This is a genomic window from Actinocrispum sp. NPDC049592 (assembly GCF_040675465.1).
Taxonomy (GTDB): Bacteria; Actinomycetota; Actinomycetes; order Mycobacteriales; family Pseudonocardiaceae; genus Kibdelosporangium.
Map to the genome: position 1 here is coordinate 244,430 of NZ_JBFAPA010000012.1, position 15,772 is coordinate 260,201.

15 protein-coding genes are annotated in these 15,772 nt (G+C 68.7%); 7 read left to right on the plus strand and 8 right to left on the minus strand.

Going from position 1 to position 15,772, the window contains the following annotated elements; translation table 11 throughout:
• Positions 1-49 precede the first annotated feature (49 nt).
• Positions 50-439 carry a cupin domain-containing protein gene (locus AB0J95_RS28815; RefSeq protein ID WP_364764377.1) on the plus strand — a complete coding sequence of 130 codons (390 nt, stop codon included), beginning with the start codon at positions 50-52 and terminating at the stop codon, positions 437-439.
• On the opposite strand, the gene AB0J95_RS28820 is transcribed toward AB0J95_RS28815, so the two are convergent.
• From AB0J95_RS28820 to AB0J95_RS28830, 3 genes are all read right to left on the minus strand, one after another.
• Positions 436-1,614, minus strand: coding sequence for a cytochrome P450 (locus AB0J95_RS28820; RefSeq protein WP_364764380.1), 1,179 nt, complete (start codon positions 1,612-1,614; stop codon positions 436-438). The two genes, AB0J95_RS28815 and AB0J95_RS28820, sit on opposite strands and share 4 nt — an antisense overlap.
• 38 nt (positions 1,615-1,652) lie before the next feature.
• Entirely contained in the window at positions 1,653-2,399 is a 747-nt protein-coding gene (locus AB0J95_RS28825; protein ID WP_364764383.1) for an alpha/beta hydrolase, read from the minus strand.
• A gap of 264 nt (positions 2,400-2,663) precedes the next feature.
• Positions 2,664-3,251 carry a M15 family metallopeptidase gene (locus AB0J95_RS28830; RefSeq protein ID WP_364764386.1) on the minus strand — a complete coding sequence of 196 codons (588 nt, stop codon included), beginning with the start codon at positions 3,249-3,251 and terminating at the stop codon, positions 2,664-2,666.
• 163 nt (positions 3,252-3,414) lie between these two features.
• On the opposite strand from AB0J95_RS28830, the gene AB0J95_RS28835 reads away from it, so the two are divergent.
• From AB0J95_RS28835 to AB0J95_RS28855, 5 genes are read left to right on the plus strand one after another with little or no spacing between them, the layout of a single operon-like run.
• Entirely contained in the window at positions 3,415-4,095 is a 681-nt protein-coding gene (locus AB0J95_RS28835; protein WP_364764389.1) for a response regulator transcription factor, read from the plus strand.
• Positions 4,092-5,435, plus strand: a complete 1,344-nt coding sequence (locus AB0J95_RS28840; protein ID WP_364764392.1) for a HAMP domain-containing sensor histidine kinase — start codon at positions 4,092-4,094, stop codon at positions 5,433-5,435. Before AB0J95_RS28835 ends, AB0J95_RS28840 begins: the two co-directional genes overlap by 4 nt.
• Positions 5,432-5,848 (plus strand): hypothetical protein, encoded by a 417-nt coding sequence (locus AB0J95_RS28845; protein WP_364764395.1) that lies wholly within the window; start codon positions 5,432-5,434, stop codon positions 5,846-5,848. The genes AB0J95_RS28840 and AB0J95_RS28845 overlap by 4 nt, the downstream gene beginning before the upstream one ends.
• 4 nt (positions 5,849-5,852) lie before the next feature.
• Positions 5,853-6,143, plus strand: a complete 291-nt coding sequence (locus AB0J95_RS28850) for a hypothetical protein (protein ID WP_364764398.1) — start codon at positions 5,853-5,855, stop codon at positions 6,141-6,143.
• 40 nt (positions 6,144-6,183) lie between these two features.
• Positions 6,184-6,819, plus strand: a complete 636-nt coding sequence (locus AB0J95_RS28855) for a hypothetical protein (protein ID WP_364764401.1) — start codon at positions 6,184-6,186, stop codon at positions 6,817-6,819.
• Here AB0J95_RS28855 and AB0J95_RS28860 read toward each other — a convergent pair.
• The 3 genes from AB0J95_RS28860 to AB0J95_RS28870 all read right to left on the minus strand — a co-directional run bounded on the left by AB0J95_RS28860 (position 6,816) and on the right by AB0J95_RS28870 (position 12,436).
• Entirely contained in the window at positions 6,816-8,249 is a 1,434-nt protein-coding gene (locus tag AB0J95_RS28860; protein WP_364764403.1) for a hypothetical protein, read from the minus strand. The two genes, AB0J95_RS28855 and AB0J95_RS28860, sit on opposite strands and share 4 nt — an antisense overlap.
• Positions 8,250-8,709: 460 nt before the next feature.
• Positions 8,710-11,778 carry an AAA family ATPase gene (locus tag AB0J95_RS28865; RefSeq protein WP_364764405.1) on the minus strand — a complete coding sequence of 1,023 codons (3,069 nt, stop codon included), beginning with the start codon at positions 11,776-11,778 and terminating at the stop codon, positions 8,710-8,712.
• 64 nt (positions 11,779-11,842) lie between these two features.
• Positions 11,843-12,436 carry a response regulator transcription factor gene (locus AB0J95_RS28870; RefSeq protein ID WP_364764407.1) on the minus strand — a complete coding sequence of 198 codons (594 nt, stop codon included), beginning with the start codon at positions 12,434-12,436 and terminating at the stop codon, positions 11,843-11,845.
• A gap of 70 nt (positions 12,437-12,506) precedes the next feature.
• On the opposite strand from AB0J95_RS28870, the gene AB0J95_RS28875 reads away from it, so the two are divergent.
• A complete protein-coding gene (locus AB0J95_RS28875; protein ID WP_364764410.1) occupies positions 12,507-12,902 on the plus strand; it encodes a PPOX class F420-dependent oxidoreductase in 396 nt (131 codons plus the stop codon).
• A gap of 2 nt (positions 12,903-12,904) precedes the next feature.
• Here the strand turns inward: AB0J95_RS28875 and AB0J95_RS28880 are convergent, their stop codons facing one another.
• Both AB0J95_RS28880 and AB0J95_RS28885 read right to left on the minus strand, forming a co-directional pair.
• Entirely contained in the window at positions 12,905-15,019 is a 2,115-nt protein-coding gene (locus tag AB0J95_RS28880; RefSeq protein ID WP_364764413.1) for an acyltransferase family protein, read from the minus strand.
• Between the two features lie 216 nt (positions 15,020-15,235).
• Complete coding sequence (locus tag AB0J95_RS28885; RefSeq protein ID WP_364764416.1) at positions 15,236-15,691, minus strand: Lrp/AsnC family transcriptional regulator; 456 nt, start codon at positions 15,689-15,691, stop codon at positions 15,236-15,238.
• Between the last annotated feature and the right edge of the window lie 81 nt (positions 15,692-15,772).

Here is a 15,772-nt window from a genome sequence, read left to right on the forward strand (position 1 = left end):
CGATTCCTAGCACTCACGCTCGCCCGGCGCCAGCCCCCACGATGGCTCCATGACATCTCAGCCCCTGGACCTGCAGTCCGTGCTCGACACCTTCACCGAACCATGGAGCCCGCGGATCGTGGCCCTGGTCAACGACTACGACATCCGGCTGGCCAGGTTCGCGGGCGAACACGTGTGGCACAAGCATGAGAACACCGACGAGTTCTTCCTCGTGCTCGACGGCGAGATCGACATCGCCCTGCGCGAGCCCGACGGCGAACGAGTCGTCACCCTGCCCAAGGGTTCCCTCTTCGTGGTGCCCCGCAACACCTTCCACAAACCGTCCACAAAACAGGGAGCGGTGGTGCTGCTGGTCGAGCCGACCGGAACCCTGTCAGTGGGCGACGAACACGAGGAAGTCCCGGACCACGTCGAAGTCACGACCGGCCACCGGATCTAGGGTCCGATTCGGACGGGCAGGCTGCTGAGCCCCCGTGAGAGCGTGCTTCGCTTCCACACCAGCGACTCCGGCTCCCAGGCGGGAGTGAGCAGCGGGAACCGCGCCAGCAGCCGCCCGAACGCGACCTCCCCCTCCAGCCGGGCGAGCGGGGCGCCCAGGCAGTGGTGGATCCCGTAGCCGAAGGCCAGATGCGGGTCGCCCGACCGGCAGATGTCCAGCCGGTCGGGGTCCTCGAACCGGTCCCCGTCGCGGTTGGCCGACAGCAAGGAGATCATCACGATCTGGTTCGCCGGGATCTCCACGTCGCCGATCCGCACCGGCTCGGTGGTGAACCGCAAGGTGGCCATGTGGATCGGCGCCTCGAACCGCAGGAACTCCTCCACCGCGGCGGGCAGCAGCGACGGGTCGGCCCGCAGCGCCGCCTGCTGCTCCGGGTTCTCCAGCAACCCCTTGACACCGGTGCCGAGCAGGTTCGCCGTGGTCTCGAACCCGGCCACCAGCAACAGGAACGCCATGTTCAGCAGTTCCCGCTCGGACAGCTGGTCGCCCCCGTCGGAGACCTGGATCAGGTCGGAGACCAGGTCCTCGCGGGGGCGCTCGCGCTTGGCCCGGACCATGCCGGCCAGGTACGCGCCCATCTTGTCGCTGGCCTCGGCGATCTGTTCGACCGTGCCCTCACCGGCGAGGCGGTGTGACCATTCCTGGAACTCGAGCCGGTCCTCCTCGGGCACGCCGAGCAGCTCGCAGATCACCGCGATCGGGATCGGCAGCGCGAACGACTCGATCATGTCCACCGTGCCGGACATCCCGTCCAGCAGGCGGTCGACGATCCGCTCGATCCGCGGCCGCAGCCGGGCCACGGTCCGCGGCGTGAACGCCTTGTTCACCAAGCGGCGCAACCGGGTGTGGTCCGGCGGGTCGCTGTGCAGCATGTGCTTGGCCAGCGGCGAGCTGTGCGCGCCCTCCGACCCGGGCGGGAACAGCGGCAGTCCCCTGGTCACGTCCTTGCTCAGCCGCCGGTCGTTGAGCAGCGCCTTCGCGTCGGCGTACCGGGTGACCAGCCACGCGTCCAGCCCGCCGTGGAACCGCGCCGGGCACACCGGCGCCTCCTGCCGCAGCCGTTCGTAGCTCGTGTGCGGGTCAGCGACAAACCGTCCGTTCACCCGGAAGCTCATACACCCAACGTAACGTGTCCCAGCCCCTGCTCAGACGGTCATTGCAGAAAGTCGCCGAGCAGGGCGAGCAGCACGTCCACCCGCTGGGGGATCTGCATGTGGGTGGTTCCGGGCAGGACCGCCAGCTGCGAACCGGGGATCAGGTCGCGCATCAGCTCCGCGTGCGGGATGGTGACGAAGTCGTTGTCGCCGATGATCAGCAACGTCGGCGCGGTGATCCCGCCGAAGTCCGCCTCGGTCCACGCGTCCACGCCGGAGACCAGCGGCTGCAGCTTGGCCTCGACCTGGTCGAACACGCTCGGGTCGGGGGCGACGGCGGTGAACGCGTCGCGCATCTTCTGGAAGTCCTCGGCGGTCGGCATCCGGCGGGAGGCCGACCAGAGCGCCGGGTCGAGGATGTCGTTGTGGTAGCCCTGCGAACGGTAGTGCGCGGCGGCCGCGACCAGCCGGTCGACGCGATCCGGCTGGGTCAGCGCCATCTGCAGGCCCACCAGGCCGCCGAGGCTGTAACCGAACACATCAGCGCGCTCGATGCCCAGCGTGTCCAGCACCCCGGCGACATCACTGGCGAACAGCTCCAGGCTCGGCACCCGGTCGGTGTCGGCGGTGCGCCCGTGGCCCTGCATCTCGATCGCGATGACCTGCCGGGACTTGGCGAGGTGCGGGAGCAGCCCGCCGAACGCCAGCTCGATGGTGAGCAGCCCGCCGTGCAGCAGGACCAGCGGCTTGCCGGTGCCGTGCACCTCGTAGTACACGTTCAGCCCGTTGACCTGTGCGTATGCCATCATCATCTCCTTGCTCGGGTGATCCTTCACCCCAACGTCGAACGGGTCCCCCGTCGGTCGACATCTACTTCAGCAGACTTTTCAGCGCGGTTTCGGCGATGGCATCGATCACCTGGGCCACCTCGTACGGCGAGCTGCGGCAGAGAGACGGTTTTCGTCACGGCCAATATCAACTGCTTGAGTAGTACTGAACTAAGTGGAGTACGTGTGCGGGATGGGCGAAGCCGTGGGGGCTGAGTCTGGCCGCGGTGCACAGGTACTTCGTCACGTTCCGGTCCGAAGACGGCCGGACCGAGCCGCGTATGCACCCTGACGAAGCGACATACGTTCTGTCCGCATTATCGTGACCAGGCTGGGGTTCGGGATGCGGGTCGGCGCGTAGGTGCGGAACTCGAAGTGCCACCATTCGTTGTCGTAGGTCCGGTACAGGCCATAGCGCGCGCCGTTCGCCTCCAGCCACCGGGCGCCTTCGCGGGGCCGCACATCCAGGGCGATCCCCTGCACATGCGACGACTCCTCGGGCGGCAACACCCGTTCCCGCGCCAAAGCCGAAGACCCCGTCCGCATGATCTCCTCGCAGTACAGCCGATGCTGCTCCACCGGGTCGCGGTGCCCGGAGGTCAGGCCGAGCAGCTGGCCGTCGCGCCACAGCGCCTCCGAACGCGCGGCGGTGAAGGCCAGGTAAGTGTCGTTGGTGAGGCCGCGGAGGTTCTCGTGCGGGAACCGCAGCGAGAGCGCCCACTGGGCGGCGAAGTAGCGGGCGTGGCCGGGGGCGCGCAGGAAGGCGACCGGCAGCAGGCAGCGCGCGAGGACTTTGGTCGTGGCGGCGAAGAACTGTTCCCGTGAACTCATGAACCCCACGGTGAGCGTCGACTGTGGACGCCTGTTGCTGGTCGTGTCCGAGTTGTGTAACAGAACTTCTGTGACACAACCCGTACATGTCACGCACGCGATCGGGACACACCTGGGGCACCATGGCGAGCAGAGTTCTGTCCGCGGTGCGATTGTTGAGGACATGTCCCGGGTTCTGCTGATCGAAGACGACGAGGCCGTGCGCGACGGCCTGCAGCTGGCGCTGACCAGGCAAGGCCACACCGTGCACGCCGCCGGGACCGGCGAGCAGGGGCTCGGCCGGCTGCCGGAGGCCGACGTGGTCGTGCTGGACCTGATGCTGCCCGGGATGGACGGGTTCGAGGTGTGCCGCCGCATCCGCGCCGAGGGCGACCTGCCGATCATCATGCTGACCGCGAGGGACGACGACATGGACGTGGTCGCCGGGCTGGAGGCGGGCGCCGACGACTACGTGGTCAAACCCGTGCGGGCCCGCGTTCTCGAGGCCCGCATCCGCGCGGTCCTGCGCCGCGGCACGACCACCGACGCCAGGCCACGACCCGAGGGCGACGACTACCGCGGGCTGACCATCGACCGGGCGGGCCTGGTGGTCAGCAAGAACGGCCGGACGATCGGCCTCACCCCCACCGAACTGCGGCTGCTGCTGGAGCTTTCCAGCTCGCCCGGCCGCGTGCTCAGCCGCCAGCAGCTGCTGGAAGCGGTGTGGGAACACGGGTATCTGGGTGACTCGCGGCTGGTCGACGCATGCGTGCAACGGCTGCGGGCCAAGATCGAGGACGATCCGGCCGGCCCGCTGTACATCCAGACCGTGCGCGGTTTCGGTTACCGGTTCGGGCCGCTGTGAGGAGCCTGCGCACCCGCCTGTTGCTCGCGTTCGCCCTGCTCACCACGGTCACCGCGGCCGCGGTCGCCGGTGGGATGTACGTCAACGCGCGTGACGTGATCGTGCAGCAGACCCAGGACGCGGCGGTGCGGACGATGACCGACCGGGTCTCCACCGCGCGGCTGCAGCTGCCGCCCAGCGGCGACGGGCTCATCGGCGTGCTGTCCGACCGGGACACCTCGGCCAAGATCGTCTACAACGGACAGTCCTTTGGCGACCAGAACCTGCGGGTGTCGCCGGAGCTGCGGGCCGAGGTGCGCACGGGACGCGTTGCCTGGCAACGAGTCTCAGGCGGTGGCTCGATCTGGCTGGTGGTCGGGATGGCGCCGGTCAACCGCGCCACCAACAGGCCGTACGGCGTGGAGCTCTACACCCAGCGGAGAATGGACAACGAGGACCAACGCGTCAACCAGCTGGCGACGATCGCGTGGGGCCTGGGCGCCGCGTCGCTCGTGCTCGCGATGACATTGGCGTGGCTGGCCGCGCGAGGCGTGCTGCGGCCGGTGCGGGACCTCGACATGGCCGCGCACCGGCTGGGCCTGGGCGACCTGACCACCCGCGTCCCGGTCCGCGGCACGGACGAGCTGGCGGGCGTGGCTCGGACGTTCAACGTGACCGCCTCGGCGCTGGAACACCAGGTCGGCGAGCTGCGCCGGTTCGTCGCGGACGTGTCGCACGAGCTGCGCACCCCGCTGGCCGCGATGACCGCGGTGGCCGACATCCTCGACGAGGAGGCGCCCAACCTGCCCGGGGACGCCGGTCAGGCCGCGCGCCTGGTCAGCCAGGAGACCCGCAACCTGACCCGGCTGGTCGACGACCTGATGGAGATCAGCCGGTTCGACTCCGGCACCGCCGGGCTCGCGCTGGACGCGGTCGACCTGGCCGCCGCGATCACCGCGACCCTGCACACCCGCGGCTGGCTGGACATGGTGGAGACCCGGCTGCCGCCGATCGTCGCGCCGGTGGACCGGCGGCGGCTGGACGTCATCGTCGCCAACCTGGTCGGCAACGCGCTGCGGCACGGCGCTGCCCCGGTGTCCGTGACGCTCGACGCGTTCCCCGGCTGGGTCGTGATCACGGTCAGCGACAACGGCAAGGGCCTGCCCGCCGAGGTCCTGCCGCACGTGTTCGACCGGTTCTACAAGGCCGACACGGCCCGCAGCCGGTCCGAGGGCAGCGGGCTCGGCCTGGCCATCGCGTGGGAGAACGCGCACCTGCACCATGGCACCCTCGTCGCGGCGAACCGGCCGGACGGCGGCGCCGTGTTCACCCTCCGGCTGCCCTCGGGGACGACCTCATGAGGATCCTGCGCTCGCTCATGGTGGTGCTGGCCGTGTCGATGACGGCCGCTTGCGGAATCCAGGCCAGTGGCGTCATCTCCGGCGTTCAGGCGCCTCGAGTCGACCTGTCGCCGGTGCGGCTTTTCTTCGTGGCCAACAGAAAGCTCATCGCCGAGGAACGCCCCACGGATCACACACTGTCGTTGCTCGAAACGCTGGCGCTGCTAGCCGGTGGCCCGGCCGAGCCCGGCCTGACCACCGAGGTGCCCGCGGACATCGGCCCGTCCGCCGAATCCGGCACCGAGATCACCGTGTCCGCCGACGTGTCCAAACTGTCCACAGTGGCCCGTTCGCAGATCGGCTGCACGCTCGGCCCGGTCGTGCTGACCGGCCAGGGACAACGCGTCGGCCCGCTGGAATGTCGGCTAGGTTGACATCATGACGGACAAAGAACAGGAGCCCCCGGTCATCGAGGGCGAGATCGTCCCGGCCTCCTCGGAGCCGTACGTGCCGCCGGTCGTGCCGGACCCGGACTACACCGAGGGCGGCGTGCCCACGTTCGACTACGTCCGTGACCGGATCGAGGGCCGGTTCGCCACCTCGGTGGGCGCGAACGAGCTGGCCGGCGAGTCGCCGCAGGGTCAGTCGATCGACCAGCAGATGGCCGAGCGGGAGCAGGCGGGCAAGGACAAGCTCGAGGAAATCCGACGGGCCATGCGCGGAGAGTGAACGGCACGGTCACGGCACGTCTGTGTCACGCCAGTGTGGCATGGGCGAGGACAGTGGGATCGTGGGTTTCCGCGAGCAGCAGGGGGCGTGCTGGCAGCTGAGGCTGGTCGGCAAGGTCGAGATGGCCCGGATGGGCGCGACGTGGGAGACCAGCCCGGTCGGCAGCCGCAAGGCGCTGACCCTGATGGCGTTGCTGGGCGCGCACGGTGATCAACGGGTCACCTTGACGGAGATCGTGGACGCGCTGTGGCAGGGCGCGCCACCGAAGGAACCGGCCGCGAACGTGGCCACTCTGGTCAGCCGGCTGCGGGCCAGGTTCGGCCTGGAGACCATCATCGGCCGGCGCACCGGTTACCGGCTGGGCGGCACCGTGCAGGTGGATCTGCACGAGGCCGCGGTGCTGGTGACCAAGGCGGAGCGGGCCCTGCGCAGCGCTCAGCCCGCGCACTGCCTGCTGGTCGCCGAGCAGGCGATCAAGCTGCTGGTGCCGGGGCAGGTGCTGACCGAGTACCCGGCGTCCCCGTGGGCGATGGATGCCCGTGCGTTGCAGGACAAGCTGCTGCGCCGGGCCCGGCATGTGGCCGTCGAGAGCGCGTTGCGGACGGGCGCGCCCCGCCTGGCGCGGGCGTTGGCGGACACCACCTCCGCCGCGCACCAGGCGTTGCGGGCCTGCTAGTTGCCCGCCATGCCGATGTCGTAGTACTGGTTCTTCTTGTCGTAGACCGGGAAGAGCACGTGGTTGGTGTACTTCGGGTCGTCGCCGATCTCGTCACGGGTGCCCGTGATGATCTCGGCGGCGGCCTTCACCGCCTTGCCGCCCGCGCCGTCGGCGAACCCGAGCAGCCGGTGGCCTTCGTGCATCATGTCGTAGGGGCCGACGATCGCGCCGTTCTTGAGCACGGTCGTGTACTTCGGGTTCGACGCGGCCAGCCTGCCCCACACCCCCGCGATCTCCACGAGGTCGCCGCCGGTCTTCTCGAAGCTCTTGGGATGCGTGCCCCACCCGAACGCCGGTGACCAGTGCGCCAGGTGCGCGGCGAGCGCGATCGACGACTCCGGCCAGTCGTAGGCGTACTCCGGGATGTGCGCGGCGTGTTTCTCCATCGCGGCCCACTGGGCGTCCAGCGCGTGCTGCTGGTGTTCCGGATCGCGGCCCAGGGTCACGAACACGCCGAGGAGCTTCTTGTCGAACTGCATGAGCCGCAACGCGTTGTCGTCGGTCTCGATCATCCCGGTGTCGGTGTTCACGACACGCCAGCTGTTCCGCCCGCAGTCGATCCCCGCGCGCAGGAGAACGGCCCTGGCTTCGGGGTCCTGCTCGAACATGATCATGAGGACCTCGTTCATCGAGCCGCTCTTGCCGCTGAACCCCTTGCCCCACGTGAGGATCTGGTCGTCGTAGGTGTTGATGGAGTCGACGGTCCCCTCGTGCCCGAGCTCCTTGAAGGCGACCTTCCGTGCCTTGGCGGCGGGGTCGTTCGCGTCGCCCTGCAGCTGGGTCGGGGTGAGTTTCTCGTTGGCACCGCTGTCGCCCAGCACCATGCCTTTGTTGCCGTGGTACGTGGTTTTCTTGATCGCGTACTCGGGCAGGGTTTCGCGGTTGGCCTTGATCTTCTCGACGAGGGTCTTCTGCTCGGCGGTGAGTTCGGGGACGTCGATCTCGGGGATGTTGACCTGGTCCTCACCCTTGGTCAGGGTGATCTTGGTCTTCTTGTCCCGTTTGGCCACGGGCAGGACGGTCGGCCAGTTCTCCAGCCCACCCAGTTCCGGCGGCGCCGCAGGCTTCGAGGCCGCCGCCGCGGGCGCCGCCGCTCCCGCCGCCGCCTCGCCGTGCGGTTTTCCTTGCTGCGGCTTGGGTTGGTGTTTCCGCAAGGCCGCGAACGTCCGTCCACCTGGGTCAACGCGCCCGTCGGCTTTGGGCCACCCCATGATCTCGCGCTGGAACTTGGTGATGGCGGCCCCGACATCCAGATCGGCCATCCCCACGCCCATCAACAGGCGCTCGACGATCACCACATCCCCGGGCTGGTTCTCCCCCTCAACCCCAACAGACCCACGCAGCTCCTGCCCGAAAAGCCCGTGCGACACCTCAGAAACGGCCCCCATAGCCGAATCCCACACATCCCCCAGCCCCCACAACCGCACAAGCATCGAAGGCTCAGCCGCCGCCTTGGCCACAGCCTGGTTGCCCGCGGCCAGGAACGAAGGCCCCTCCGCCCCACCAGGCCGAACAACCCTCCCACCCTCACCACCACCATCATCACCACCAGCCCGCACAGCACCATCAACCCGCTCAACCCACCGATCAAACTGCCCCATACCCCAAACAATCACAACCCACCCACCCCCACACAACGCCCAAAAGGGCAACACCCCATCCCCCCGCCTGCAATGTTCCAAAAGACCAAACCCGCCACCCCCACCAGCCACCCCCACACCGCAGGTCACCCAACCCAGCCCACAAGGATCCGAAGGATCCCCCGCCCCTCTTGGCGGCCTGCCCGTCCGGCGAGGACATCTCTTCCACCCAGCCGAAGCCAGCGCTCAACCGCGACCGCCAAGAGAGCTAACGCTCAACCCGCCACTGCCGTCCCGGAGCGCAACGACAAACCAGACCAGTACTGATAGACCCCCGAAGCTCATCCCCCAGCACAGGATCGGCCTCAGCAATAACATCCAGCGCCCGCTTCAAAGCCTTCCGCACGGCAGTCCGAGCCCGCTCCGGAGAATCCGGAAACCCCCGGATCCGCCCTCCCAACCCAACCGCCCCGGCAAGCTCGGAAGTCAAAGCCTCCCGCTCCAACCGCAACCGCTCAGCCCGCGCCAGATCCATATCGCTGTCCGCCACATCGATCTCAGCGTCGATGGTCCGCAACCGCCGCCGATAAGCATCCACAGCGGACTCATCAATCAGCTCGTGCCGCGCGTCAACCACCCCCGCCGCAGCCAGGTCCAGTGCCGGAACATCCTGCCACGCATGCTCGAGCAGCACACTGAGATACCGGATCCCCACCAGATCAGGCAAGGCTGTCACCGCCTCGCCCATCACAATCGCCCACCCGGTGGGTGTCCGCCGCAGAACCGCTGGGATGTCAGGCGGCCCAGCCAGAGCCAGCCAAGCCTCAGCCCGCTCAGGCATATCCATAGCCCGAGCCTCATTAGCCGCCTCAGTCAACAAAGAACGAGCCGCAGGAAGATCCCCAGTATGCCCCCGCGCGATAAGAGCCTCAGCCAACTGCGCCCGACTCAAGGCAACAGCCGGACGATGCCCGATGCGGACGTTGTCCAGCACCCCCTGCTCCAAATAGGACACAGCCGCGTCAAGATCCCCATCCATCATCGCGGCCACCCCAAGCGCCCGGGAAGCCGCCCCAATACAGGAAACCGCGAGCGAAGGCATTACCGGCAACGAGGCAAAAGGCCGGATCAAATCCGCGGCCTGCTTCACCAGCTCCGCGTCGTCCAGCAACACCCCGGCATCCACCAACGCCACCATCGCCGCCAGCCACGTACTCGACCGCGGCAGCTGAGCCAACCCGATCTCCAGCAACGGAGCCAAAGCAGCCCGCGCCTCAGCAGGCCGTCCACCCCGCGCCAGCAACATCACCGCACTGGCCCGGAACCCGTACTCGGGCACCGCGAGGCTGGCCGAAGCCATAGTCGCCGCAACGAGTTCAGCCAGCTCGGCGTCCCGCCCCTGCAACCACCGAATCGCCATCAGCTGCGCGCCGTAGTACCCCGTGGCGTCGGCGTCCCCCACCTTGATCCCCAGCTGCAGACACGGCCCCGCCGCCTCCTCAGCCGCTGCCAGCCGCCCGGCCCGGATCAACCGCATGACGTCCATCGCCGCCACGATGTACCCGATGCTCGCCACACCCAAAGCCGCCGACCGCTGCCGCAGCTCGTTCAACGACCGCTCCGCCAGCGGATCCCCCACCAGATACCGATCCGCGGTCAGCCACAACAGCCCGAACAACGACAAAATCGCGTCACCGGCGGCGGAAGCCGCCTCGATCTGTTCCTGCGCGAGCGCCATCCGGGCGTGCGCGTGCTCCGGAGCCAGCAAAGCGTGATGCGCCAACGAAAGCGCGTCCGCCAGCGCCCAGTCGTCACCCACCTGCCGGGTCTCTTCCAAGGCGTCCAGCACCGCCTGCTCGGGAGCCCCCTCGTAAACAGCCTCCGCGGCCAGCCGGACCTTCAGCCGGCACCGCAACGACTCCTCCTCCGGCGGCAACGCCCGCAAAGCTGCCCGCTGCTGCGCCAGAACCCGTTGCCGCACAGTGGCATTGCGATGCTCGTGCACCCACACCCCGCCCAGCCCCAGCACCGCACGCGCCAACAAGACCGGCTCACCGACCCGCGAAGCTGCCTCCGCGGCCACCTCGAACCCGGCCCGCGCATCGATCAACCGTCCACAAGCGAGCACCGCATCGGCCCGCTCGATCAGCAACTCCGCGGACGCCCCCATCCGCGACGCCAACGCCACCGCCCGGTCGAGCAGCTCCGCCGCCTGCTCGTACGCGTACCCACGTTGCAACGAAACGGCCGCCGTCCGGCACGCGGCGATCGCGATGTCGGTGTCCGCCGCCGACCGCGGCGCCGCGGCCAGAGCGTGGTGAGCGACCCTTTCAGGCGGCCCCGGCAACATCGCGGCGGCACCGGCGTGCGCGTTCAACTGCTCGGTGTGGTCCAGCAGACCCAAAGCGGCCTCACGAACCAGGTCGTGGAACCGCCATCCGGTGTCGGTGAGGTCGACCAGCCCCGTGCCGGAGGCGACCGTCAAAGCCTCGACCACGACCTCGGGCGGCTCCCCGACCAGGGCGCCGACCTCAGTCGTCGTGCCGTCCACACCCAGCAAAGCGGCGAACGCCAAGATCCGCCGTGTCCCGGGCGCCAGCCGCCCGAGCGCCGCGGCGATCGCGTGCCCGGCGGTGACATCCCCGGAACCCGTCCACCCCAGGCCGACGGCTTGCGTCAGGTACAGCGGGCTACCGCCGGTGACCCGTAACAGCACCAGAGCGGCGGTGTCGCTGACGTCCTGCATGCCGTGCGCGGTAAGCAAAGCGGTGGTGTCCGCCAGGCCGAATGGCCGCAGCACCACGGTTGTCGCGTCCCGCTGCAGCTCGGCGATCAACGAGTCCGGCGAGGAGTCCGGGCGGGTGGCCAGGACCAGCACGAGCGGCAGGCGGTCGAGGGTCTGCACGAGGAAGCGGGTGAGCAGCAGGGTGCTCGTGTCCGCGTAGTGCAGGTCGTCGATGACGATCATGGTCGGCTTGCCGCGCCGGGTGGTGAGCAGCAGGTCCGCCACGGCCGCGAAGCGCGCGAACCGTTCCGAGCCGACGATTTCGCCTCCGGTGTCCGAGGCGAGCAACTGCGCGCCTTCGGGTCCGGTCAGGGCGGGCAAGATCGCGGGCCACGGCCAGAGCGCGGGCGCGCCGCCGTGCGGCCAGCACCGGCCCCAGACCACCTCGAAGCCCTCGCGTTCGGCCTCGTCGGCGGCGCGCTCCCCCAACCAGGTCTTGCCGACCCCCGCCTCACCTGCGAGAACGACCACCTGGCGACGGCCCTCCGCCGCGCGCGCCCGGATGCCGGACAGCACGGCAAGCTCGTCACCCCGGCCGACGAACGTGTCCACGCCGGGAAAGTCTGCCGTATGGCCCGGCGGATTGATATCGGTGTCACGCCAACTGGCCCGGCGACTACTGTCTACTGTGGATTCGAGCGGCCCGCGCGATGCGGATCGCGTCGGCCTGGCTGCGGGCCGGGAGCTTCAGGCAGATGTTGGAAACGTGCCGGCCGACGGTCTTGCTCGTGACGCCGAGCGATCCGGCGATGGCGGTCAGGCCGGTGTCCTGGGCGAGCAGGTCGAGCACTTCCCGTTCCCGCGCGGTGAGCTGAGGAAACGCGGTGCCAGGGCTGAGCATCCGGCGGATCCTCGGCGCGACCGCCGCGTTGGTGAAGAAACCGCCGCGCGCCGCCACCCGGATCGCGGTGAGCACGTCCTCCGGTTCGGCGTTCTTGGTCAGGTAGGCACCGGCCCCGGCGGCCATCGCCGCGCCGAGATGCTCCTCTTTGTCCAGATCACTGACCGCGACGACCACGACATCCGGTACATCCTGGACGATCGCCAGCATGTCCACGTTGAGCAGGGCGACGTCCGGCGGGTCGGCACGCAGCCGGTCGAGCGCCTGCGCCGGCGTGGCGGCCATCCCGACCACGCACACGTCCCTGGTCTGTCCGAGGTAGGTCGCCAGTCCATTGAGGTACATCGGCTGACTGTCCGCGACCAGCACTTTCACCACATTGTATGAGGCGTGACACGCGCGTGCCGTTCGGCGGCACAATCCGGTTAACTTTCACCGCATGAGCGTCACCAAGGACAGGGGAGCCGATTTCCGCGCGTTCTGGCAGGAACGCCACCTCAGCACCCTCACCACCATCCGCGCCGACGGGACGCCGCACGTCGTGCCGGTCGGCGTGACGCTCGATGTCGACGAGGGCATCGCCAGGGTGATCACCTCCGGCGACTCCGCCAAGGCGCGCCAGGTCCGCCGGGCCGGCTCGATGCCCGTCGCCGTGTGCCAGGTGGACGGCCGCCGCTGGTCCACCCTCGAAGGCGTCGCCGTCCTGCGCGACGACCCCGAATCGGTCCGCGACGCGGAGACCCGGTACGCCGGCCGCTACCGCGTCCCCCGCGTGAACCCCAGACGCGTGGTCCTCGAGATCACGGTGATGCGGGTCCTCGGCTCGGTGGCCTGACCTCAGCTGTCCACGACCGACGCGATCATCGGCCGCAGGGTCCGGCTGAAGTCGAGGTTCATGTGGTTGGCGTCGAAGTACACGGCCACGTTCCCGACCACGGCGTAGCACTTGCGTTCGTCGCAGAAGTAGTCGGTGAGGTCGACGAAGGCCACGTTCGGGTCGTTGTAGGACTTCACAATGTCCGTGAGTGGGTCTGGTGGCTGGGCCTGGGTTCGTTCGACCGCGCATTTCAACGGGGTCCGCGGGTTCAGGGTCACGCAGTCGACCGCGCGGACGTCCTTGTTCAGCGGCGGGTCGACCAGCCAGATCACCCGGGCACCCGCGTCGGTCCACTTGTGCCAGTAGCGCTGGACGCCCTCGCGGTACTGCTCGGTCTGGGACCGGCCGCTGTGGTCGTCGGCGTACTCCTGGCGGGCGAAGAACGAGGTGAACACGATGTCCGGCTTGCTGCTCGCGATCAGGTCCGCGATCCGGGGCGTCCAGGCCATGCACCGCTGGGTCAGCGACTCCGGCCAGGTGTCCTGGTAGCCGCGGTACTGGATCCTGGCGAACGGGCAGCCGCCCTGGAAGCTGATCTTCAGCTCCCACTGCCGTTCCTTGGCCAGGTCCACGATCGGGCCGAGCCACTGCTGCGCGTGCGAGTCGCCGACCAGCCACACCACCTTGTGGCCCGGTGCGTTGAGGCTGAAGTCGCAGTAGCGGGTGGAGGGCTGGCCGTCGAAGTCGAACTCCGCGACCGGGTCCCCGCACTCCTCCGGCGGGTTCCAGTACTCGTTGGCCGGCCCCATGTTCACGTTCTTCGCCGGCCCGAACGGGTCCGGGCAGTTCGCACCCTTCACCCGCGCCGCGGCGCCGTGGCACGGGCCGCCGGTGCCCATCTCCAGCGCCGCCTGGGCCACGTGCCGGTCGTACGTCCAGTTCAGGACACCCGCGGCGACCGCGACCGCGGCCATCCCGGCGATCATGCCGGTGAACGTGAGCCGCGAGCTGCGCGCGATCGGCGCCCATGTGCGGAACCGGTCCTCGACCAGCAGCTTCGTCACCCACGCCAGCGCGACCGAGATCACCAGGACACCGGCCTTCAACTGCGGGGTCAGCCGGCCGTCCGCAAGCGCCCCACGCAACGCGAACGGCGCCAGCACGATCAACGGCCAGTGCCACAGGTAGAGCGAGTAGCTGATGTTCCCGGCGAACTGGACCGGCCGCAGCGCCGAGACCGGAGTGTGCCACTGCCGGGCGGTGTGCGTCCCGGCGAGGATGATCAGGCCGGTGCCTGCGCTCGGGACCAGGGCGGCCCAGCCCGGGAAGTTCGTGTGGTGGTCGTATCCGAACGCCGACCCGACGATCATCACGACACCGGCGAACGACGCGAGGTTCGCCAGGATCGCGGGCAGCACGATCCGCGCACCGGCCAACGCGATCAGCGCGCCGATCGCGAACTCCCACACCCGCACCGGGGTCGCGAAGTAGGCCTGGCTCTTCGACAAATCCGTGAAGACGACGCAGAACGCGAACGAGGCGGCACCCGCAACGGCGATACCGATCACCTTCGCCCGCCGCACGCGCACCTTGTAGAGCAGCAAGAGGAGCAATGGCCAGAACAGGTAGAACTGTTCCTCCACCGACAGTGACCAGTAGTGCTGGAACATGCTCGCCGCGCGGGTCAGGTTCGAGTATTCGACCGAGTTGGCCGCGAGCAGCCAGTTCTCCCAGTAGGTGGCGCTGGCGACAGCCTCCTGTGTGGTGGACGACCACCACGGGTACGGCAACAGGAAGTAGGCGGCGACCACGCTCAGGCCGATGACCAGGAATGCGGCCGGCAGCAGGCGGCGGACCCGGCGGGCGTAGAACCGCAAGAGCCGCAGCCGCTGGGTCTTCATGATCTCGCGGTCCAGGTGCGAGGTGATCAGGAACCCGGAGATGACGAAGAAGACGTCGACGCCGACATAGCCGCCGGTGAGCGACTCCGGCCAGAGGTGGTTGACGACGACGGCCAGCACCGCGACCGCGCGCAGCGCCTGCACATCGGTGCGGAAACCATTCTGCTCGCGTTTGTCAACGGTGTTACCGGACGGCCGGAATTCGCCGAGCTGTGCGGCGGTCGTGGTACTCAAGTCGGTCTCCCCGCCTCCGATTACCGTGGAGGCCGGACGGCGGTCCGGCAGGGGTGGACCGGCCGAGAAGCGTATCAGGACCCGTTGGCGCGCAACGACTTGAGCATCCCACCGGACCGAGTGGACCGAACAGCCGATCCACATTGGACCGTTCGGCCCAACCCATTTTTGTCAGTGACCGGACACATACGGGTGGTTTCGTGAAAACCGTTTCTTTCACCGGAATTGGGGTTCGTCGGTGGTCCAGGCGCCAAGGACGATGAGGGTTTTGGTGCCTGTGACGTTGCCGACATGACGCAGCGTGTCGATCACCTGCTGGAGATGGCTCATGTCGCGGGCACGGACCTGGATGAGCGCGTCGGGGTCGCCCGCGATGGTGTAGACGGCCTGGACCTCGGGAACCGTGGCGGCGGTCTGCAGGATCTCGTTCACGCGCGTGGTGCCCATGTAGCGCAGCTCGGTGAAGGCCTGCACGCCCCAGCCGAGTTTGGTGTGGTCAACTTGGACGGTGAAACCCGTGATCACGCCGATTTCGCGCAGCCGGTCCACCCGGCGTTTGACGGCCGCGACCGAAAGACCCACTTCGTCGGCCATGTCCGAGTAGGTGCGGCGGCCGTCCGCCTTGAGCAGCGCCAGCAGCTTGCGGTCGGTCTCGTCCACGTCCACCGGCATGGTCCCTCCCCGGCCTTGTGACGCAAGGAATATGTGCGAACGGTCTCACAGGGTACAAAAGTTTGCGTCTTGGTGGCCTGG